The organism is Pleomorphochaeta sp. DL1XJH-081 (assembly GCF_049310885.1).
Taxonomy (GTDB): domain Bacteria; phylum Spirochaetota; class Spirochaetia; order Sphaerochaetales; family Sphaerochaetaceae; genus CAYZJV01.
Window position 1 is genome coordinate 181,200 of sequence record NZ_JBMDYO010000002.1, and the last position, 21,071, is coordinate 202,270.

Genomic DNA, 21,071 nt, shown 5'->3' on the forward strand with positions numbered 1-21,071 from the left:
GAGTTATCCTTTGATTCCTGTCGATGTGATACCTGCGACATAGTATTTCTGAAGAAAGAGGAATATGAAGATGATAGGAATAGTGGCAATCAGCATTCCGGCATACAGGACACCGAAATCGTTGAAATACAATCCCGAATAGATATAGTTGATGGCTACCTGGAGCAGCATCTTCGACTCCGAGGAAATGAAGGTCACTGGTACAAGGAAACTGTCCCACTGCTGGAGGAAGATCTGAAGTCCCAGAGTGATAAGTGCGGCTTTAGAAAGCGGCAGCATGAGTTTTCCGAAGATGTGCAGTCTGGAACACCCGTCGATACATGCCGCCTCTTCGATCTCCTTCGGTATCCCGAGGAAGAATTGCCGCATGAAGAATATCCCAAAAGCATTGGCACCGAATGGAATGATCAACGAAGTCAAGGTATTCATCATCCCCATCTGATAAATCTGTCTATAGAGTGGAATGATTAGGATTTCCACGGGAATGGCCAATGTAGCCAATATGAGAATGAAGATGATGTCACGCCCAGGGAATTGGATCTTGGCGAACGCATATGCGGCCATGGAATTCAGTATCAGATTCAACGCAGTGACGGTGACACTCACGAATACGGTGAGCAAGAAGACTCGGGGAATATTCACCAGCTCGAACAGCCGGGTGAAATTTTGTAGGGTGGGAGTCTTTGGTATGAATGTATATTGATCGATTCCCTGCATCGTGACAATTTCCTGGTTGCTTCTAAAGGCGAGGGAGAATCCCCATACGACTGGCACCAAAGTCACCAGTAGCAGGAGTACGAGGAGTACGAACCGGATGAGACCGACCAACTGTTTTGTTTGGAATATTTGGGGAATTTCTTGTCTACTGTTCATGTCGCTCTCCAATTTTTATCTGGATCGTTCCCACTGCAATGAGAAAAATGAATACAACCACCATGACAGCCGAGGCGTATCCCACATCTCCGAAACGGAATGCCATGCGCCATGCATAGTGGACCAACAAATCCGTAGAACCCCGTGGACCACCGTTGGTCATGACGAATACGGGTGTGAAGACTTTCACCACAGAATCCATAGTGGTGATGAGCAAGATGAATAAGATGGTGCGCCGAAGCATTGGGATGGTGATATTCCACAACTTCCTCAAAGCACTCGCCCCATCGATTTCCGCTGATTCATAGAGTTCACCGGGAATCTCGTTCAATCCTGCGATGAAGATCATCATGAAGTAAGGCCAACTTTTCCAGATACAGGTGATGATCAACGAGAATAGTGCCTGCGTGGGATCATTGAGGAACCCCTGTCTGGACCCCTGGAATGCTACAATCACCGAATTGATAAGGCCATAGTCATGGTTGTACAGTCCCTTCCAGAGATAGCCTACGACCACGAAGGATATGATCACGGGTATGAAGAAGATGGTTCTGACCACTGATGACATCTTTCGTCCGCTTTGCACGATCAAGGCACCGATGAAAGCCAAGATGGTTTGGAACACCACCACCGAGGCCATGAATTTCAGCGTGACCGTGAATGAGCGGAAAAAGTCCCTGTTCTTTACAAGATCACGATAGTTATCCAATCCTGCAAATATGGTTCTTCCCATGATGTTTGCATCGAAGAAACTCAGATACACCAATCGTAGCGCGGGAAAGATCACAAAGACGGCGATAATGATCAGTGCCGGAGCTATGAAACCATATCCGTCGATCAAATTTCTTCTTCTACTGTGGGAACCTGTCATGCCTACCTCGTATCGTCTAATATAAATGGTGGTGGGTCGGGGTCTTTTGAGGAACTCCGCCCCACCTCTGTGTCACTTGATATCAAGTACTCTTATTGCAATGCGGCGTTCATCTTTTGTACGGCTTCCTCGAAAGCTACGTCAACAGATTCACCGAATGCAACAGCATTGTATGCATCCATGAGTGCCTCCGAAATCTTCGGATACACGGGAGTTACCGGTCGACTTTTCGCCGAATGGATCAACTGATCTTTGATGATGTCATACGGGGGTTGCGACATGTCGGAAATTGCCAAGGTGGATTCACGCGCCGGAAGATTACCTGTGTTGCTGCAATAGATGTATGAACCTTCGGTATCGGTGATCGCAGAGACCACTTCCCATGCCAAATCCTTGTTCTTGCTCTGACGGGTGATCGCAAGGTTCCAGCTACCGGAATTACTCGCTTCCGCAGCACCTTTCGGCAATGGCATCGCACCCCATTTCCCGTCAAAGAATTCGGGAAAATTGTTCTGCCAGGTACCGACCATCCATGGACCGTTGATATACATGGCGACACGCTCGGATGCCAATGGATTATTCATGCTGATTGATGGAGCAACTTCATATTTGTTGAACAGGTCGGCATAGAATTGCAAAGCCGCTTTACTTTCCGGGCTATTGAAATATCCATCGACGGTGGTGCCGTCCGGGCTGATGATCTCAGATCCATACCACCAGGTCCATAACATCTGGGTGAATGTCATGCCTTCGTTACGGTTGTCCACGGAAAACATCTGCGGGAACAGTCCATAGACTTCCACATTGCCGTTCTTATCACGTTTGGTCAGTTTGATCGCAGCTTCGAGCAGTTCATCCAACGACCATGCATCTTCATACGTGGTGGGAGCGACAATACCAGCTTCCTTGAACATCTCTCGGTTGTAGTATAAGACGCAGTTAGCCTCATTGAGAGGACTTGCCCAGATATTGCCTTGCCATTGCATAGCTTCTTGAGCAGAACCCACCAGATCATCGAAGTCATCCCTATCCCAATATGCATCGAGAGGTTCCAAAGCATTCATTTCGGCATAGTACCCGATGTTCGGAGCATCTATACAGATGATATCCCCCACTTCACCTCCTGCGAGCATCATGCGGATTTTGTTCTCGTACTGGTTCTGGGGAACCATTCGCAACTCGACTTTGTCGGCCAAGCCCTTCTCTTCCAAAGCCTCCATCCAATACTCGGGAAACAAGTCCGAGAATGTCTCGATGATGATCTTGTCAGACGATACAGACTCATCTTGGCCCTGGGCAAACAAACCGCTGCTGCTACCCAACAGGAAGCATACCAAGATTAGCGAAAGCACAAACAGTTTCTTCTCTTTCATTTTACCAACTCCTTTTATGGTGTTTCACAGTTCAATTCCTGATAATCATACATGATACATAAAAGCAAGATTATATTGACTCCGTGAACGTTTACGATAATAGCGTGAACGTTCACGGTTGTCAACAAAAAATTTTATCTCATATTCTCCTGATTCCCGATAAATAAAAATCAATAAGTACATTGAGAAGGATAATACGCGGGCTTCACAAAATGAAGGTAATACTAATGGAAGAATACTAGAGGAGTAACGATCTCATGAGATAATAGAAATGAACCCTTTCGATTTTGGAGAAATCGATATACTTGCATGGTCATATACTCTAAATATCTCAAATTCATGCTTCATGAGACAGACACTTCATCATTATTATCAAACGGCCATCAGAATTTCGTGTCTTAGCCCTCTTATTGGTCTTCTTTATCGAAGATTTAACGGTTATTTATCATTCTTGAGAGATTTACTGTTAAATCGACAATAGGCAGATTCGCAGTCAATGAGATTTATGTAATGGGAGATGAGACAATCTGCAATCGATCCATTCCTTTCTCATAGTGGAACGTACAGAGATTTGCAGGTCCCCCAATTGTGAAAGCATCGTAACCGGAGGTGTCGATTCCCAGGAGTTTTGCGGGATTCACGGTACATAGTCTGACAGCCTCCTGCAACGAATGGTTGGTGTAAGCCATGAAATGTGCGATATCCCAATCCAGCGTGTGGGCAGCTCCTGCCAATACACTGGTACCATGCAAACCCAGATGCCCATCCTCATGCACATCGACATCCATGTCTCCCCATTTGTACTCTCCAGGTGGATATCCACCAAGAAGAGCCACATCACTGACCAAGACAAGACGGTCAAGGCTCTTGGCACGGGTGAATACCTTCACGACAGAAGGCGGGAGATGATATCCATCACAGATGATTCCCGCGGTCAATTGATCCGATGCAAGCTGTTCCCATATATAGTTCTTCAATCGGGGAATCTCAGTAAAGCTGCCGTTCCCCAGATGTGTGGAAATTGTCGCTCCTGCCTCCACGGCATACAAGATGACCTCTGGATCAGCTCCAGAATGGCCTATAGCCACCTTCACTCCAGTTCTGACCACTTGTTTTATGAAATCAATCGCACCGGGGACCTCAGGTGCAACGGTTACATACAAGATACTCCCTTGTGCAGCTTCCTGCCATAGAAGGAAATCCTCGTACACTGGCTCACGGATGTATTTGGGATCGTGCACACCACGGGGACCTGAAACTGGAGAGATGAAAGGACCTTCAACATGGAACCCGGGAATGGCTGCAGCCAAGGACTTATCATTATCGATAGCCTTACGTACCAGACGCAAGTTCTTCAATAGACGCTCTTGTGGCATCGTTACAAATGTGGGGATATGTCGAGTAGTGCCTGTTTTAGCCAGAAAATCGACAAGTGTCTTCACATGTGCCGGTTCAAGATGTTCCAAACTATAATCGGCACCATGAAAGCCGTTCACCTGCATATCAAGGAATCCTGGACTGATGAATGGCAATCCTTCCTCATATGGGATTCTTTCGATGGATTCGATACCTCCAGGACTATAGGTGATCACTAGGGACTCATCAGAAAATATCGACAATCCTTTTACTGTCTTCGTACGACTCATGCTCTGCTCCCCATCTCTTTGTCGATTCTACAAGAGAGATGCCGAATCGGCATCCAAGACCATCGCACAATCGGGATGGTTCCAAAGCATGGTCGCCGGAACCATAGGTGAGATCTCCTCAGCCATGACGGTTTGTTCGATAGCCTTGGCTTTCCGTGAGCCCGGTACTGTGCAGATTATTTTCCTTGCGTTAAGCATCTGGTGCACCGTCATGGAGATCGCCTGTGCAGGAACATCATCCTTTGTTGCGAACCATCCTTCGGAGACCTGTTGCTGCTTGCAGTCGTCTGTAAGGTTCACGACAATGTAGGATTCCAAGGTTGTGAAATTGGCCGGAGGATCGTTGAAAGCAATATGTGCGTTCTCTCCAATTCCGACAAAAGCAACATCAATGGGTCTCTCACGAATACTCTCGGTCAACTTGGTGATGTGCTGGTCCACATTACCCTCTCCATCAACATAGTGGACTATCGCGGGATGGACGATGTCGACGAACCGTTCCTTCAAATATTTCCTGAAGCTCGCTATGTGTGTCATAGGAAGAGCACAATACTCATCCAAATGATACATCTCAACCTTGCTCCAAGGAATCTCTAGTGTCACCAGATGTTTAATCATTTCAAACTGGGAAGCTCCAGTGGCAAGGATGATTCTTGCGGAACCTTGCTTGTTGATCGCTTCAATTATAGCCTGCGCCCCCAATTCGGCAGCAAACTCTCCCATTTCTCTCGCATTGTTCTTTCTGTAGATTTCCATTTTGCACCTATATCCTCATAAAAATTTTTCATTACCATAAATTGCCATCAGCATTGAATTCTAACTCATACGGTTCGCTGAGAATTTCCATATCGGGATGCCCCCGAGCCTCATCCAAGAGACTCTCTGAAATCTCGATTTCATAGACTTCCAGCGTATTGTGCATCCGAATCATCCTGATCTGTTCACGATCGACTTCAACACTCCCTCGAACACATGCTGCGATCGCGTAATAGTCATTCTTCAAGATCATGGGGATCTTCACTCCATCAAAGATGGTCGCTGTGATCGCGTTGACGTAACTCTCCTCGAGAGCACACTTGTCGAAGAATCTTTTGGTAACGACATCGGCCCATCCTGCACCCAGCATTCCTCCGTTGCTGTCCTTGGAAATATCAAGGACAGCCACCTTTTGGATATGTTCATCTGTTGTCACATAGGGAGTCCCGAACCGTGTCGTAACATAGGGATCCATGCCATCTCCGCTGATATTCTTCCCAATCTCATCGAGCACCAAAACAGCGATATCCTTCAACATCAAACGAGGCATCAGAGTGTAGGCTTTCTGCAGCAGCTTGGGTTCTTCTTCAGGGATCTCTTTCGCAGGGATACACTTGATCATGTAAGTCTTGTGGTAGGCGTTCTCCAATATCCCAATACCAAACAGTATGTTGCAATTATCCAGGATCACATGGGCGAACATAGGAATATAGGTTGCCAAATATTTAGCTCCTGCGTTATGGCAGACTGCGGCTCCGTGCTGCTTGCCCAATCCAATGGTCATCATCTTCATAAGACCACTTTCATACGTCCCCGTGAATCCAGAATGTGGGCGAATCTTGCCTATCACAATAATTCCATCGGCTGCGTTGGCTTGCGCATCGACATGAACCGGATGCCCTTCCGGCGAATACCCCACACAAACTGTCTCCATGGAAGCAACGATGGGGCATCCAACCTTTTCCTCAGTAATGCCATAGGCAGTGAGTATGGCCTTTTGTCCTTCAGCTGTTCCTCCACCGTGACTTCCCATCGCCGGAATGACAAATGGAGAAGCTTCAAGCTCCTTGAGCAACCTGACTATCGTCTTGATGATGATGTCGAGGTTGTGAATTGGCCTACTGCTTGCAGTGAGTGCGATTCGCATCCCCGGTTTGATAGTATTCCGAATCGTAGGGTCGGAAAATTGTTCTTCGATCACCGTGATAGGGTCTTCAATCCGATTATCCTCGAACTTTTGTCGAACCTTCAGAAATCGGGGAAGTTTTATCGTTCCAATCGCCTCGTATAAACTTTCTGCCATCGTATCTGCTTCCTATACTGATAAATCAATAGGTGATCTCAAGCACTTTGCCTTTCTCTACACTCTCGTGCACCTTGGAACACATGATAGTGGAGACCAATGCCTGATCACCGGTGGGGTAATCGGCTTGCAATGTAATAGGAGTCAGATTGTCACGTTTCATCTTATTCACCAATCGCAAGAAGTAGAGCATCGACTCAATCGTATACCCTGTAGGAACTGAACCTGCATCGATATCATCAACTTGTAGTTGGCCATAAGGATTTATCACATGGCTGTAATCGTCTGATCCAAACACCGCAACGACTCCTCTATCCTGACTGTCCACTTCCTGCATGCCATCTGTTCCGACAAGACGGATCTGCTGATTGACAACTGAGGAAAAACTGTTGGGAATTATCCAGGAAGAGTCGATCGAAACTGTCGCTCCAGAAGGGAATTCGAATTTTGCCTGTATCGAATCGTAGCTATCGATACCAAGTGATGCCAACTTCTTCTTATGTCCGGTGGCATAGACACGTACCGGCTTCTCTTCAAGAATCCAATAGATTAAATCAAAGAAGTGGACTCCAAGAAACCACACGGGAGAACTGTTATGAGCCCAAGATTTGAACCATTCCGTAGGAACCAAAATCTTGTCTTCCATACAGACATATCCATATTCAATCTCTCCAAGCTTCTTGTCTTTGACAGCCTTCCTCAAATGCATGTGCCCTGGATCAAAGCGCTTGTGGAAATCGACGTACAACATGACATCATTATCTTTCGCTGCCTTGATCATCCGTTCTGCAGCTCCGATATCGGTGGACAATGGCTTTTGAACCAATATATGAATCCCACTGTTCGCTGCATCAATAACGCAAGCTTCATGCAGAAAATCCGGAGTGACTATGGCAACAGCATCGAGATGTTCCTTTTCGTACATCTCCTTGTAATCGAGATATCCCTTGATACCATATTTCTTATCAATTTTTGCTAGTGCGTCGGAACTGATATCGGCGACGGCGACAAACTCGATATCGCCTCTACGATGCGCTCCGTAATACGCATTGATAAGGACACTTCCGTAGATACCAGCACCAACCACTCCTACTCTGATTTTCATCACTAATCTCCTCTTATTTTTGAATTCAATGTAAGCTATGTAAACCCATCTCCAATCAAGCGAAACCAAGAATTTTCGGAAGCCACATAGCCACCGGTTCCACATATGTGACTATCAACAATGAGATGAACAGAGGTATCCACCACGGCATGACCATGCGCACCACCTTGTTCAAAGGATGTCCCGATGAGGACGAGAGCATGTAGAGGGAGAACCCCACAGGAGGAGTGAGCAACCCTATCATCATGTTCAACGTAAGAATGATACCCATATGGATAGGATGGACCCCAGCGATCATCATCAATGGAGTAAGGATTGGCAAGGTAATCATAATTGCTGCCACAACCTCAACGAACATTCCCAATACGATGAGGAACATATTGATAATGAGTAGAATAACAATCCTATTGTGGGTGAAGGAGAGGATAAATTCCACCACTACCTTGTCCACCTTCTCGTACGTCAATATCCAAGCAAACAAGGCTGCTGTCACCACTACTGCAATCGAGGGACCCACTTGCCGTACCGACACCAACAGCAACTTCGGAAGACTCGAAATCTTCATATCCTTATAGACCAATGTGGAGACGATCAATCCATAGACGATGGCTATCAATGCCGCTTCTGTTGGAGTGAAGAAACCTCCCCAGATACCTCCTAGCATAATCACGGGAAACAACAACGCCGGTAAGGCTCCCCAAAAGGAGAAAAAGATCTCCTTGAATGTTGCTTTGGGATGACGGATATAATTCCGTTTTTTCACAATTACATAAATATATATGCACAGGACGATGCTGATAAGCACACCAGGCCCTACTCCAGCTAGGAACATGCCTCCAACGGAAACACCTGACATCGCAGCATAGATGACGAAGGGAATACTGGGAGGAATGATTGGACCAACAGTACTGCTGGCACCAGTCACTCCAAGTATGATGTCATCGTCATAATTCTCGTCCCGCATGGCTTTCATTTCAATGACTCCCAAACCACCGACATCGGCAAGTGCGGAACCGCTGATGCCACTGAAGATCAGGCTACTGAACACATTCACGTATGCGAGACCTCCACGATGATGTCCCAGAAGAGTGCGGGCAAACCCGAAGATTCTATCTGTCACACCACCGGTATTCATGATTTGGGCGGCAAGAATAAAAAAGGGCACTGCCAACAGAGTGAATGAATTTGGTGCATTCATCATCTTGCTCATGGCTGTCATGATTGACAGGTCACTATTAAACCCAAAATAGATCAACGAAGACCCCAAGAGACAGAGGTAAAGAGGAGTTCTGATGATCAATAGAATTACAAACGCTAAGAAAAACCAGGCTACAGGTTCCATTGCACTACTCCTCGATAGATGAATTCAATTCGGTCGACTTGGTATAAGTAATGAGTCTTTTCACATCCTTCACGATATGTTGCATGCGTCTGATAAAGGACAGGAAAAAACCAAAACTCATAGATGCGGCTACTATACCCATGGAAATGCCGAATGCAGGAGACTGAAGAATCCTCTGGAATGAGACGAACTTCAGAGACCACATGAACATCACTGCGAACATGATGCTCCCTAATATCTTTTCAATGAGATGGACGATGATATCTGATCGGCCTTTGAGAAATTTTACAAATATGTCGACGCTGAAATGATCTCGGTATTTTTCACCCATGGAGATGCTGATATAGACACACCACACATAGGAGAATCGTGCCACCTCTTCGGTATACAACAAAGGACGATGCAGCACCATTCTGAAAAAAATTTGTGCCGCGACGGCTACACACATGATGGCGAAGAATCCAGGGGCAAGATAATCTTCAATTTTATCTAACACGAGTAATATCTTTTTCACAGAGGACTCCTTACGATATGCATTCAGAAAGCCCCTACGACCGTTCCATATGTCTATGTAGATGTCGCAGGGGCACGTTGGTGAATTTACTTGTACGAGGCTTTGAATGCTTCAAGATCATTGATGACCTTCATCCACTCGGCATTATTTCCAAAGGTAGAAGCAATGACCTTCTTGGCATTTTCCTTGAAAGGAGCCAAATCCGGTTCCAAAATCTTCATACCCTTGTCACGGAGGAATTTCAAACCTTCCTCAGTATTCTTGTTTATCCGCTCTTCGATCATCGGTCGATACTTGGCCAAAGTGGTTGTGATCGCATCACGCTGGGCATCCGTCAAACTCTGCCAGATGGTTTCAGAGACGTGTACCGTGCCCAAGTGGACAGAGTGCTTGGTGAGCACCAAAGTATCCTGTACTTCATAGAACTTCTGGGCAATGATGGTTGGAATGGGGTTCTCTTGTCCCACCACAACACCTGTCTGCAATGCCATATACAATTCACTGAAGTTGATGGGTACTGGACTTGCACCCAAGGATCCCACGACGGTCTTGGCAACTGGAGTATCCATACAGCGCACTGCCTTACCATTGATGTCTTTCGGCACTTGCACGTTGATACCATTCAATGTCAGATTCCTGTCACCGAAATACCACACATCAAGTGTTCTGACTCCGCTTTTCTTCATGATATCGGTAAAAATCTTCTGTCCTGCCTCGGATTCGAAATAGGCATACCCCTGTGTGGCATTGTCGAATGCATATGGAAGGGACATGACTTGCACGGGATCATAGAATGAAGCAAGGATACTTGGTCCTGATGTCAACAATGCCAACGAACCTGTTCGCAACATATCGACTGCTTCAGCTTGAGTTCCCAGAACACCTGAAGGATACATGGTGATCTTCAAGGTTCCATTCGATTTCTCCTCGATTTCCTCTGCTATCATAAACCCGACATCGGTCCATGGATGTCCTTCAGGTTCCGGTTGATACCAGCGCATTTCAACGACATCAGTCGTTGCGGTTGCCTCTGACTGTCCAGCAGCAAACATACTGGTGGCTATCAACAGAATCAACAACATCGCCATTACTCTTTTCATAAAATCCTCCCTTTGCTCTCACTCCATTGTATGGAGCATGTTCTCCTCTTCTTTTTACCAGTGCAGAATGCACCTGTATATTGACTAACACAGCAAACGTTTACTGTCAAGTTTTATTTTTTCCCTCCATCAGCTATTTGATATCCAAATCATTAAAATTTGGACTCATTTTGTTTTAGTATAAAATCTTAAATATAATTAGATTTATCCATCTGAACCTAAAGGCAAGAAAACAAATTTTGCTAGAACATGTATCTAACAATTAATATCACATTTCATATAGTAAATTTTACTATATTTTCTATATATTTTTCTTTTTTAGATTGCATGAGGAACCGGATTAATCTAAACTCTAGGTGAAAAAAGTTGGAAGGAGCAGATAGTGTCAGAAACGAGAAAGAGGCTGAAACCCACAATTGTTGATGTGGCGAAACTCGCAGGAACTTCAATTGCTACTGTGTCTCGAACACTTAGTGGTAGTTCCTATCCAGTGAGCGAGGCGACACGGTTGAATGTCACCAAGGCAGCAGAGCAATTGGGATATACTCCTAACTTGATTGGCAAGATGTTGAAAACAAACCAAAGTCAAACCATTGGAGTCCTTATTCCCTCTTTTCAGAACGCTTTCTACATTCAGATCATCCATGGCATCACAAAGACTGCCACAGCCTTGGGATACACCGTTCTGACATTCAGCTCGCAACGTGATGTACAGCAAGAACGTACTATTATTAACCAGATGCTTCAAAAACAGATTCTGGGTCTCATGATCGCATCGGTTGACACTTCATCATCAACCATTTCCCACTACATAGAGAATGGTGGTAGAGCCTGTATCTTCGAATCGAACTTTAAGGACTCTCATCGATTCATCCTAGCTAAAACTGACATGGTAGAATCTGGCAGGCTTGCCATGAACTATCTCATCGAAATGGGGCATAGCAATATCGCAATCATTACAACTCCCTTAAGCAAGCAATCGAGACGCAACACAATTAAAGGCTGTAGGTATGCGATGGTCGATCACGGACTGGAGTTCACTGATGAAGATATCATCATAGCTCCTTTCGAACGGGAATTGGACGATGGTCTCTATGAATTTGAAGTTGGACGGGATCTTGTCGATCTTCTTATCAATCGAGTCAAGAAATATACGGCAATTCTCGCAGTCAACGATCTCATCGCTTGCGGCATCATCAAAGGTTTAAAAAAATATGGATTGAGTGTTCCCCAAGATATCTCAGTCATGGGGATGGACGACATCCCACTATCCAGTATGATCTCACCCACCCTCTCGACCGTACATATGCCATCCTACACTTTGGGCCAGAAGGCTTGCCAACTCATGGTCGACGCAATGAAGGAAAAAGAGAAAAGATATGGAGTTGCTCTCTCGATTCGACCTGAGTTGGTTGAACGGGAATCGGTGAAGAAGCTCTCTCGTTGATTAATAGAGAATCTATAGATTATCGCGATCTAAACAAATTGAAGGCGGCCGTAAGGGACAACCCAGCGACAGCCTTCAGGAAAATCGCAATCGATGTCTACTTCAACATGCTCTGTACTGCATGGCATACACCCCAATATTATGCCTATCTACATGGAGAACAAGAATTCTATATCTGGTAGGACCACTAATTTTAGCTCTGCGCTTAAATACTGGTGTGGCTAACGTGTTCTCCAGTTTGTTCGACCCAATCTCAACACATCCAGCCCAATATCCCAAAAACCCTCGATTCCTGCATATTCATGCAGCTTTCGGAACTTGCTGGTGACATATATCTCTTTCTATTAGAACGATTAAACTTGCTAAGGAAGGAGCCAGCTGGTGCCAGGTTTCCTACCTGGCTCCTCTTTTGGCACCTCATCCCATTCTTCAAAACGACTAACCGTCCGCGTCTTAGCAGGTAAAACGCTATATATGGAGCCTTATCGTTAAATTGTGTTATTTGTTACGCTATATATAGTGGTCGTCAGGTTATTAAAGACGACGCAGGAGCCCAAGAAAATGGGCGGATGGGTAATTATAGGGGATATTTTGAACAAAAAATAGTTGCTCCGCGCCGGTTTTTGCATCGGGATCCGAGCGGCGCTCAGTACCATAATTGTTATACTGTTGTTGAAGGTCCATGTCGGGCAGAGCTGTCCGACTGTAGTCATTGTTGAGAAAAATAGGTTGTGTATCGTAGCATGACGGGACCATCATCATGCGGTCCTGTTTTTCAAGATCTCGATTGTCTCCTGCACGGTCCGTTCGGTTGGCAAATCCAAGCCGACTGTCCAACCATACGGAATGGCACGCCTCATGGCCCTTATGTCAGGATCACCAAACCTTCGGATTTGCTTCTTGCGCTGGGCTTGGTAGAATTCCTCACCGAACCCATCGGACCATTCCATGGGGAGGATGGTGAAATAGTTTTTCCGGATCACAGCCATGCCCTTGAGGTACAGCCAACCCTCGGCAGGCTCTATGCCTTTCTGGATCATCCGCTGCACACATTCGGGATCGTACTTCCTGTCACCCAGATCGGCGACATGCAATTCACCTGTCGTCTTCTCGGTCAGTTCGTCGTAGTAGATAGCTCTGCTTCTCGAGAGCTTCTTCACCGATGTTGCCATGGGACCATTTCCCAGCTCGAAGTCAGACAGATCGGGCACATAGCCTTGCTCAGGAAGATACCCTTCCCTCACGATATCCCTGGCCTGTTGTTCATCAATGGTATCTGTATCGATGTTACGGATGCTACCGGCTTTTGCTGGAACGATCGCCATCGATTCATCCAGGAAGAACACCAACACATCCTCATCACCGATGGTCTGGACCGATCCAAGGACCCGATACTTGAAATTGGCATTCCACCCCATGTTCTCATAGAGTGCACCCGAGATACCTCTGCAGGTGCAACGGCGCATGCAGGGATTACCGTTCTGCTCGCCAATCCACCTGATGGTACGATCGGACTCCTTTCTACTCTTTCTTACCACCAGCAGACGCTCGACCGGGTTGTAGGCAAGCTCCACGAATTGAGCCGCTTGTGTTCCGAATTCCAGTTGTTGGCTGCACATCCGATTGAAATAAAGGCCCTTGCTATCGGCGGTGAAACTGATCTTGTCGCGGACATTGAAGAAATGCGGACGAACAACCTCGCAGCCACTCAGGTCATAGCCACCGAACTGCCGTTTGTCCACCTCATCATCTTGGCCTTCACGCATCGACTCAACCAAACTCCTGTAGCTTTCGACCACTTCCCCCTTACCCTCTTCCACCTGTGTGCCATCATCCTCGGGGAATTGGTCATAATCATCGGAGTCGATCGCATAGGCATGCTGGAACTCAGGGGTCTGCACCTGGTTGGTATCATCGTCATGGTTTCTCGAAGCGAGACGCTTTTCGAATGCATCGAGCTCAGCCTCAGATATTCCGTTCGCCCTGAGGGCGGCGCGATTGTAATCCTCAGCAGTGAATCCTCGCCAATTCGGCACGGCGGTAACAAAGCCGCCCAGGGGACCACGTTCATAGATGCCCAGCTCAGGAAGACCGAACTTCCACCCTCCCCGGTTGGCTTCCAGTATCCTCTGCACCAGATGGAAATCCTCGCGGGCAACGATAGCCGGATGCTGGTCCTTCGCATAATACTGGGGAAGATGGTTCTCATTCTTCTTGGGCTTGTGATCAAGATAGTTCGGGGTGTAGGTCTTCTGGGCAAGCACGTCTCCGCATCTGCGTTCATTGCGCAGGATGTTGCTCACCGAATTGGCGGTCCACTTCACCACCCCTTCCTTGATGCGTCCGTCCTTGTACTTGTGGGTATGCGTCTTGCGCCCCAGCATGACCAATACATCAGCGATGGTGGAAGGATGGATGCCGGCGAGGAACATCATGAAGATCAGCTGGACGGTCTGTGCCTCCTCCTCATTGATCGCGATCTCGTTGACCCCGACGCTGTCATAACCAAGCAGATCAGGCTTGGTGAACTGCCCCGATCCGAATCGCTGCTGGTACGAGGAGTTCATGGCCTCGGACTTCTTGTGACTCTCCTCCTGGGCTACCAGGGAAAGCACTTGCAAGGTGAAGTCCACATTCTTGTCCAAAGTGAACATGTTCTCGGTTTCAAAAAGGATGCCGATGGGGTGAGGCAGAGAGCGAAGCTCATAGATGATGTTCATGCAGTCCATGAGATTCCTTGCCAACCGAGAGAGGTTCTTCACCACGATGATGTCGAACTTGCCCGCCCTGGCATCCTCAAGCAGCGTCAATAGCCCCACGCGCTTTTCCATGCTCGTTGCGGTGATGCCCTCATCGGAATAGAGCCCGACCAGCTTCCAGTCAGGTTTCTTCCTGACAAACCTCAGGTAGTAGTTCTTCTGCAGCTCGAACGACGATGTCTGGGATATCCCATCGGTCGATACGCGGCAATAGACCACCACCCGCTTGCGACTTTTTGGATTGAACGGATCCGATTCCTGCCGGGCCGGTATCACCTTGATCTTGCTCAGATCGCGAGGCCGGTTGTAGCGCTCACGCACATCATCCTTGCTCGCTGTTTGGAGCGCGCTTGCACACGATGATTTAGGCGCCACCGGTTGCAATCCTTTGCTCAGCCGCTTCACCGAATCACCCATGGCGTACCCCCAATATGCTCCTATCGGGATACGGGAGGAACTGATGATCGTCGAGGTCTATGAGGACGGTATCGCCATCCTCCAGCAGGTTGCCACAGAAGCGCAGGGTCTTGGACGGGTACGGAAGACCGATCACGCTTGCGAGATAGATGACCAGTGGTTTGGCTTTGAATCGGCATTTATTATCGATCTCTACCGCAGCATAGTCTATCGGGAACGCATCATTGTCACGCTCCTCACATCGGCGGATCAGAAGCTGGCGTTCCTTTTCGTTGATGAAGATGTGCACAAACCGGGGAGACCTCAGGTCCTTGAGCGTCTTGATCCTGATGTTGATCTCATTGTTGGAGAAATTCACTGTGATGCCACTTTCCATCGCCATGCCGCATCCTCCCATCCGATTTATTCGTTCACCACCCGCGATTTTCGGACGCTATGAAAAGATCACCGGAATCACCCCTGGCTGGCAGATGCGGCACCTCGGCCTTCGCCTTGTGTTCCTCGAACGGAACGCCGAAGGTTTCGGGACCCCACTGCTGGGGAAGCACGGCGCGCTTGCGATATCGACGGATAATCTTCTCACCGGCGGCCTTGGCGGCTGCACGCTGTTCACGATCGGCCTGTCGTTTCTTTTCCAGTTCATCGAGTTTTGCCAATTCCTCGGCGCCGACCTCGATATCCTCCACCCCGGCATACGCGCGAGCCTTGGAGGACATTGCATGGGCTTCGGCCTCATCGAGCTCGAATACCATGAGCAGCTTATCCTCATCCTCGACCTGCAGCGCAAAAGTTCCGCAGATCTTGTAGCCATACCCCTTGTTCCACCCCATCATGGAATAGATGCGGTCGCAGAACGGTTTGCCTTGGATCTTCCGGCTCTTTCGCTCGCCGTGCTTGAAGGTACACCACCGCTGGCCATCCTTGTCATCCTCGTCACAGGCGCTGATGATAAACCAGCGCTTGCTTCTATCGATTATCAGATAGATGTACCGCACATCGGGCATCCGGGTGATGCATGCATTGTTGAATTGGATTCCATCAGGCCTGATGGTCAGTATGTTCTCTTTCAGATGGGAGAGGAACTGTCTGCGGACGATCTCACATCCCTCGAGGCTCACGCGCGGCAGATCTTCCTTCGGAACCTCAAGCTCCAGCGTATCCAATTCCTGTTCCCTTGCCTTCTTCCTCGCCATAAACACACCCCTGGGACATATGAAATGTTTATTTCTATGCACAGTTTTCTATTAAACTGTTGTTGCAGTTTATTATAACTTCGCTTTCCGGGTATTACAATAAAAACTCGTTCTTTTATCACTTACGGCGAGACCGCAGGCCCATGCTGTATAGATCTGCTGCTTCCGAAGTCTGCAGAAGATCATTCTAAGGGAGGTTTTCATGGGAATCGATTATGAACTGCTCGGGCAACGCATCCGAGATGCACGTATCAAGGCATGCATGACCCAAGCAACCTTGTCAGGTATCATCGGTCTCTCACCAGCACACTACTCGCACATCGAAAGCGGCAAGGCAAAGATCAACCTACCGACTTTGGTAGCGATCGTACAGGCATTGGACACGACCATCGATTCGCTGCTGTACGACAGCACGCCTGTGCTCGTTGATGCCTATGACAGAGACTTCAAGGAACTGCTTGATGACTGCACACATGATGAGAAGGAAATCCTGCTGCAGAATGCAATCCAGATGAAAACGGTCTTGAAACGAAATCGCTAATGCGTTTTTGTGCTTCAGTCGTACTCTCGTGAGTCCCGACTCATGTCTTCGAAGCCAAAAAAAGCAGGCCCGAAGCCTGCATGTTGCAAAATGAAGTCATTCGCCTGTCCGTGATGCCAACACATGACACTTACCTAGATAACGGCACTGCAACAGGACTTACTGCTGACACCCTGAATATACCTCTAGCCCGGGCTAATGTCAATAAAAATGTTACCTTTTTGTTGCTTATTTGTTGCATTCCATCACCAAGTGAATCCTTGAGGGATTGCAAGTTCACACACATATCTGCTATCAATTGCATGCATTCATACCCCATGATTCCCATTATAAGGAAACCTGAAAACATATTTGAGATAGCCGTTTTGATAAAGATAGTTTATCTCCCTCAAGTATGCATTTGTACGTTTATGGGCGTAAAGAATATTTGCTAACACATCCGCTACCTGAACCAACATGTTATCAGCGGAATCGAAATATTGCACGTGAATCTCATGAGTAAGCGTTTGGTCCAACAGGAACTCTGTCCTCAGATAATTTTCTAGGAAGTGTTTGGTCTCAGTCTTCTCATTCCTCTCATCAAATTGAAGGTTGTAGTCCTCATCAGGGAGAAGGCCTTTGTTGAAATAGAACTTCAATGATAATTTGATGATGTAGTTGAAAGCTCGTGCGGTATTGTCACAGAAATGTGGCTTTATAAGGGAATTGTCCACCAGGATGTAATATAACTGGAAGTAATTGTTTCGGGCGAAATATTTAACAAATTCTTGCCGCATCTCGCGATTGAACTGGGAACCTTTTAATTCTACAAATTTCCCGTCTTTGAACATCTTGTTTTCGCCGTTATCCAACCGCTTCAGCTTGTCCAAATTCTCCTGAATAAACCTTTTATAAGCTCTTTTCAACTTATCCTTATCCAGGGGCCTCACCATGGCAATAATGAAATAAGGATTAGTTTCACAATACCTCTGAGTTAATGTTCCTGATTCGTCAAAATATAAATCCATGCTGCTGATGTTCTGCCTTTTAATCTTAAAACCCTCTTTTGCATAGTGTTGGTCGCCAACTGCAAATAGAGAGTTAGTTTGAGTATTTATCTCTGTAACTGAGCGAAATGGGGTTTTCGAAAACCCTGTTGAGTAGAATTTCAATCTTTTTGTACGGGTCGTTGGGAGGATTGACAATAAAAGCAAAGAGGTTCAAGTAATCAGAGAGATTGGCTCTGTCAAAACCGGAATGCGAGTTCAGGAACTGCTTGAGCTGTCGACAGCGCTGGTTGATTTCGTTCATTGGATTTTCCTTGTCAGGCAAGCCTTTGAGCGACTTCGAGCTATGAGCTTCACTCACCAAGTGCAGGTCTTTCACCAGACTGTCATGGCTTTTCTCTCTATCATGGACAAGGGTTGTCCCTGGCTCGATATGATGAAGGAATGCCTCCAACGTTTTCTTGGAGGATGTCTTTCCGTTCCCCTCGATGGTACAGAAAACATGGCCGGAGAGATCGCATCCTATCCCTATGCAGATCTGGTTTCGTGATAGACCACGATACTGCAGCCCATCCTCCTTCATCTGGATATCTTCTTTCCTCAGCTTGTAGAAGGTCTCATCGATGTAAGCTTTTCCCCTGAGAACAGTAGTATCTTGGTATCCCCTGAGTGTAAGGCAGAGTTTGGATGTCCAGTAATTCGTTGTTGTGTCGCTGTTTCTGTTTGATTTCGATACTGAGTTGAAGCTCTGCATCCTGAACAAGCCGAGCAGATAATCCACCCATTCGCTTATGGGTATCTTGTGGTTGTCGAATATGGTGCCCGTTGTGACCGTGAAAGTCCTTTCGCAATCCGAACACCGGTAACGTCTGACATGGTTGCTCGTGAATCCGTATTTCTGGATCTTGAGGCTCTGGCAATACCGGCACTCCTGGGGTGCATAGGAGTTGAGAAGCTCACTTTCTTCGGTATCCGAAATTGAGGGATGCTTCTTCTTGTAGTTGGACAGATTGCTTGCATCAATGAATGATTGCAACGGGGTCGCATCGTCCTTGCCGGTCCAGGGTGTCTCCTTCCTGGATGAAGTGATATGCTTGGGCATTGTGGTAGTCCTAAGCATTGGGAGAACAATGGGCAGGGACTACCACATCTTCTGCTCCATCGCCCTCTCAATGCCTTATTACCTTACCACTAATTTCAATATTTTGCTAACAGTTTACCAACACTGTGCAAAAGAGGGTTTTTAATCTTTATATCACATAGGCTAACCGAGGGCAAACTATTACTGGCTTCGTATGTGGAAGTTAGCAAAATTATACTTGTTGGTGGTATTGGAAAAGAATCACGACCGGCGTCGTTTGCCTCGCCTTGTCCAACGCTTAAAAGCACGCATCCTCTTTGTCTACCCCTGAACCAGGGACTCCAACCTTAAAGTATTCTCGGGCCGCTTCCATCTGATCAATTGATTTTTTGAGTCTTGTTCTATTCTGTTCACAAAAGAATGGATCGACGGTAATCTCGAAGGGAATACGTTTCTCAACGGCTACTTTCGTAGCAAACATGGTGAAAGCCTCGGTAGTTGTCAATCCAAGTTCTGTGCAGGCCTTTTCGTATTCACTCTTCAGCTGGGCATCAACTCGAAATTCAATATCTACTGTTGTGCTTACCATGATATGTTCCAATCTCCTTAGCATGCTAATTTCGATGTTCAGATCTATTTTGTAATAAGAAACTAAATCCAGGATCGTTATTTCAAGATAGCCTACCATCGATCAAGAGAACATGCGAGCACGCTGATCATATTTTCACTCATTCATATACTTTCACTACCGTGATGAAAGTACTGTTTTTAGTGAAAACAAACCAGGTTCGTTCGGCCTCCTCATCGGGAAGCTGTCATCATATACAGACTTCCGGGGTAACTTCCGGGGTACTTCCGGGGTAAGGCGTATTTGGTTTGATGCTCATCTGTACAACATAAGCTCAAACAGACCAAAACTACGCATGAATTAAGAACCGATAGAGCGTGTAGATCGGCTGTTCCCCTCACAGGAGGCCTCCGTTCTGGAACAGGATGTCAATGACTATTCCTGATGAATTAAGCAGTGACCAAATAGATGTGACAAGCACTTGACTATACCCTATCTGATAGGGTATTTTATAGACAGCTTATGCAGATCAATCGTGAATTTGTCATGATGCCGGAGTTCGATCACCAATGGGGGCGCCTTGGGCTTGGTGATGAGGAACTTCGACAGCTACAGGAAGAATTATTGGAGAATCCCAAGGCAGGCGCTGTGCTGAGAGGCACTGGAGGGCTTCGTAAATATCGGATTGCCTTTCCGGGTCGCGGTAAGAGCGGCGGTGGTCGAGTGGCATATGTTGATTTCACCGTACATGAAACAATCTACTTGATCACGGCATATCCAAAATCCGAGAAGGACAACCTAACGGGCAAAGAAAGGAATGAAATCGCGAAAGTGATTGCCGTTCTGGAAAAAGGTCTGCAGAAACAGGAGATAAGGAAATGAGTGTATATAAAAGCATCATGCAAGGGCTTGATGAAGCCGTCAAATACCAAGAAGGAAAGATCGACGCGCGAAAGACAAAAATCGCAGTTAAACCGGTGGAGTCTTTTTCCAGCGAGGACATCAAGCAAATCCGAAAGCGAGTCGGCTTGAGTCAGGTTATCTTTGCATCTTCTCTTGGCGTGTCCAAGAAAACAGTCGAGGCTTGGGAACGAGGGAGAAATACTCCAGAAGGCCCTTCACGAAGACTACTTCAGCTGATCAGAGACAATCCTGAAGTGATTGAACAATACATGATCAAAGCTTAAGAGGTGCAT

21 protein-coding genes are annotated in these 21,071 nt (G+C 46.8%); 6 read left to right on the plus strand and 15 right to left on the minus strand.

Annotated elements, in window-relative coordinates:
* Positions 1-3 precede the first annotated feature (3 nt).
* The 10 genes from ACODJP_RS05130 to ACODJP_RS05175 all read right to left on the minus strand — a co-directional run bounded on the left by ACODJP_RS05130 (position 4) and on the right by ACODJP_RS05175 (position 10,883).
* Entirely contained in the window at positions 4-873 is an 870-nt protein-coding gene (locus ACODJP_RS05130) for a carbohydrate ABC transporter permease (protein WP_422479175.1), read from the minus strand.
* Positions 863-1,744, minus strand: a complete 882-nt coding sequence (locus tag ACODJP_RS05135) for a carbohydrate ABC transporter permease (RefSeq protein ID WP_422479177.1) — start codon at positions 1,742-1,744, stop codon at positions 863-865. The genes ACODJP_RS05130 and ACODJP_RS05135 overlap by 11 nt, the downstream gene beginning before the upstream one ends.
* A 92-nt stretch (positions 1,745-1,836) precedes the next feature.
* Positions 1,837-3,117, minus strand: a complete 1,281-nt coding sequence (locus ACODJP_RS05140) for an ABC transporter substrate-binding protein (RefSeq protein WP_422479179.1) — start codon at positions 3,115-3,117, stop codon at positions 1,837-1,839.
* A gap of 503 nt (positions 3,118-3,620) precedes the next feature.
* Positions 3,621-4,763 (minus strand): N-acetylglucosamine-6-phosphate deacetylase, encoded by a 1,143-nt coding sequence (locus ACODJP_RS05145; RefSeq protein ID WP_422479181.1) that lies wholly within the window; start codon positions 4,761-4,763, stop codon positions 3,621-3,623.
* Positions 4,764-4,790: 27 nt separating this feature from the next.
* On the minus strand, positions 4,791-5,519 hold the full coding sequence (locus ACODJP_RS05150) for a 6-phosphogluconolactonase (RefSeq protein ID WP_422479183.1): 729 nt from the start codon (positions 5,517-5,519) through the stop codon (positions 4,791-4,793).
* A 31-nt stretch (positions 5,520-5,550) separates the two neighbouring features.
* Positions 5,551-6,822, minus strand: a complete 1,272-nt coding sequence (locus ACODJP_RS05155) for a lactate racemase domain-containing protein (RefSeq protein ID WP_422479185.1) — start codon at positions 6,820-6,822, stop codon at positions 5,551-5,553.
* 25 nt (positions 6,823-6,847) lie between these two features.
* A complete protein-coding gene (locus tag ACODJP_RS05160; RefSeq protein ID WP_422479187.1) occupies positions 6,848-7,927 on the minus strand; it encodes a Gfo/Idh/MocA family protein in 1,080 nt (359 codons plus the stop codon).
* A gap of 55 nt (positions 7,928-7,982) precedes the next feature.
* A complete protein-coding gene (locus tag ACODJP_RS05165) occupies positions 7,983-9,269 on the minus strand; it encodes a TRAP transporter large permease (RefSeq protein ID WP_422479189.1) in 1,287 nt (428 codons plus the stop codon).
* Between the two features lie 4 nt (positions 9,270-9,273).
* Complete coding sequence (locus tag ACODJP_RS05170) at positions 9,274-9,783, minus strand: TRAP transporter small permease (RefSeq protein WP_422479191.1); 510 nt, start codon at positions 9,781-9,783, stop codon at positions 9,274-9,276.
* A gap of 86 nt (positions 9,784-9,869) precedes the next feature.
* The gene (locus tag ACODJP_RS05175) at positions 9,870-10,883 is read right to left on the minus strand and encodes a TRAP transporter substrate-binding protein (protein WP_422479193.1); all 1,014 of its coding nucleotides are present in this window, start codon (positions 10,881-10,883) and stop codon (positions 9,870-9,872) included.
* Positions 10,884-11,265: 382 nt separating this feature from the next.
* Here ACODJP_RS05175 and ACODJP_RS05180 point away from each other — a divergent pair, with 382 nt between their 5' ends.
* Positions 11,266-12,330 (plus strand): LacI family DNA-binding transcriptional regulator, encoded by a 1,065-nt coding sequence (locus ACODJP_RS05180; protein ID WP_422479195.1) that lies wholly within the window; start codon positions 11,266-11,268, stop codon positions 12,328-12,330.
* Positions 12,327-12,512, plus strand: coding sequence for a hypothetical protein (locus ACODJP_RS05185; RefSeq protein WP_422479197.1), 186 nt, complete (start codon positions 12,327-12,329; stop codon positions 12,510-12,512). The genes ACODJP_RS05180 and ACODJP_RS05185 overlap by 4 nt, the downstream gene beginning before the upstream one ends.
* A 576-nt stretch (positions 12,513-13,088) precedes the next feature.
* On the opposite strand, the gene ACODJP_RS05190 is transcribed toward ACODJP_RS05185, so the two are convergent.
* A complete protein-coding gene (locus tag ACODJP_RS05190) occupies positions 13,089-15,464 on the minus strand; it encodes a recombinase family protein (RefSeq protein WP_422479199.1) in 2,376 nt (791 codons plus the stop codon).
* Between the two features lie 40 nt (positions 15,465-15,504).
* Here ACODJP_RS05190 and ACODJP_RS05195 point away from each other — a divergent pair, with 40 nt between their 5' ends.
* Complete coding sequence (locus ACODJP_RS05195) at positions 15,505-15,945, plus strand: hypothetical protein (protein WP_422479201.1); 441 nt, start codon at positions 15,505-15,507, stop codon at positions 15,943-15,945.
* Here the strand turns inward: ACODJP_RS05195 and ACODJP_RS05200 are convergent.
* On the minus strand, positions 15,917-16,699 hold the full coding sequence (locus tag ACODJP_RS05200; protein ID WP_422479203.1) for a hypothetical protein: 783 nt from the start codon (positions 16,697-16,699) through the stop codon (positions 15,917-15,919). The genes ACODJP_RS05195 and ACODJP_RS05200 overlap by 29 nt on opposite strands.
* A 202-nt stretch (positions 16,700-16,901) precedes the next feature.
* On the opposite strand from ACODJP_RS05200, the gene ACODJP_RS05205 reads away from it, so the two are divergent.
* Positions 16,902-17,240, plus strand: coding sequence for a helix-turn-helix domain-containing protein (locus ACODJP_RS05205; protein WP_422479205.1), 339 nt, complete (start codon positions 16,902-16,904; stop codon positions 17,238-17,240).
* Between the two features lie 308 nt (positions 17,241-17,548).
* Here the strand turns inward: ACODJP_RS05205 and ACODJP_RS05210 are convergent, their stop codons facing one another.
* From ACODJP_RS05210 to ACODJP_RS05220, 3 genes are all read right to left on the minus strand, one after another.
* Complete coding sequence (locus ACODJP_RS05210) at positions 17,549-18,247, minus strand: DUF3800 domain-containing protein (protein ID WP_422479207.1); 699 nt, start codon at positions 18,245-18,247, stop codon at positions 17,549-17,551.
* 73 nt (positions 18,248-18,320) lie between these two features.
* Positions 18,321-19,328: a transposase gene (locus tag ACODJP_RS05215; protein ID WP_422479209.1), complete on the minus strand. Its 1,008-nt coding sequence runs from the start codon at positions 19,326-19,328 to the stop codon at positions 18,321-18,323.
* A 277-nt stretch (positions 19,329-19,605) separates the two neighbouring features.
* Positions 19,606-19,896: a type II toxin-antitoxin system RelB/DinJ family antitoxin gene (locus ACODJP_RS05220; protein ID WP_422479211.1), complete on the minus strand. Its 291-nt coding sequence runs from the start codon at positions 19,894-19,896 to the stop codon at positions 19,606-19,608.
* A 501-nt stretch (positions 19,897-20,397) separates the two neighbouring features.
* Here ACODJP_RS05220 and ACODJP_RS05225 point away from each other — a divergent pair.
* Positions 20,398-20,757, plus strand: coding sequence for a type II toxin-antitoxin system RelE/ParE family toxin (locus ACODJP_RS05225; protein WP_422479213.1), 360 nt, complete (start codon positions 20,398-20,400; stop codon positions 20,755-20,757).
* Positions 20,754-21,062: a helix-turn-helix domain-containing protein gene (locus ACODJP_RS05230; RefSeq protein ID WP_422479215.1), complete on the plus strand. Its 309-nt coding sequence runs from the start codon at positions 20,754-20,756 to the stop codon at positions 21,060-21,062. The genes ACODJP_RS05225 and ACODJP_RS05230 overlap by 4 nt, the downstream gene beginning before the upstream one ends.
* The last annotated feature ends 9 nt before the right edge of the window (positions 21,063-21,071 follow it).

Coding starts and splice junctions, on each gene's coding strand:
- ACODJP_RS05130 (WP_422479175.1), bottom strand. CDS start 873: ATGAACAGTAGACAAGAAATTCCCCAAATATTCCAAACAAAACAGTTG.
- ACODJP_RS05135 (WP_422479177.1), bottom strand. CDS start 1,744: ATGACAGGTTCCCACAGTAGAAGAAGAAATTTGATCGACGGATATGGT.
- ACODJP_RS05140 (WP_422479179.1), bottom strand. CDS start 3,117: ATGAAAGAGAAGAAACTGTTTGTGCTTTCGCTAATCTTGGTATGCTTC.
- ACODJP_RS05145 (WP_422479181.1), bottom strand. CDS start 4,763: ATGAGTCGTACGAAGACAGTAAAAGGATTGTCGATATTTTCTGATGAG.
- ACODJP_RS05150 (WP_422479183.1), bottom strand. CDS start 5,519: ATGGAAATCTACAGAAAGAACAATGCGAGAGAAATGGGAGAGTTTGCT.
- ACODJP_RS05155 (WP_422479185.1), bottom strand. CDS start 6,822: ATGGCAGAAAGTTTATACGAGGCGATTGGAACGATAAAACTTCCCCGA.
- ACODJP_RS05160 (WP_422479187.1), bottom strand. CDS start 7,927: ATGAAAATCAGAGTAGGAGTGGTTGGTGCTGGTATCTACGGAAGTGTC.
- ACODJP_RS05165 (WP_422479189.1), bottom strand. CDS start 9,269: ATGGAACCTGTAGCCTGGTTTTTCTTAGCGTTTGTAATTCTATTGATC.
- ACODJP_RS05175 (WP_422479193.1), bottom strand. CDS start 10,883: ATGAAAAGAGTAATGGCGATGTTGTTGATTCTGTTGATAGCCACCAGT.
- ACODJP_RS05195 (WP_422479201.1), top strand. CDS start 15,505: ATGGCGTACCCCCAATATGCTCCTATCGGGATACGGGAGGAACTGATG.
- ACODJP_RS05200 (WP_422479203.1), bottom strand. CDS start 16,699: ATGGCGAGGAAGAAGGCAAGGGAACAGGAATTGGATACGCTGGAGCTT.
- ACODJP_RS05205 (WP_422479205.1), top strand. CDS start 16,902: ATGGGAATCGATTATGAACTGCTCGGGCAACGCATCCGAGATGCACGT.
- ACODJP_RS05210 (WP_422479207.1), bottom strand. CDS start 18,247: ATGGATTTATATTTTGACGAATCAGGAACATTAACTCAGAGGTATTGT.
- ACODJP_RS05215 (WP_422479209.1), bottom strand. CDS start 19,328: ATGCCCAAGCATATCACTTCATCCAGGAAGGAGACACCCTGGACCGGC.
- ACODJP_RS05220 (WP_422479211.1), bottom strand. CDS start 19,896: ATGGTAAGCACAACAGTAGATATTGAATTTCGAGTTGATGCCCAGCTG.
- ACODJP_RS05225 (WP_422479213.1), top strand. CDS start 20,398: ATGCAGATCAATCGTGAATTTGTCATGATGCCGGAGTTCGATCACCAA.
- ACODJP_RS05230 (WP_422479215.1), top strand. CDS start 20,754: ATGAGTGTATATAAAAGCATCATGCAAGGGCTTGATGAAGCCGTCAAA.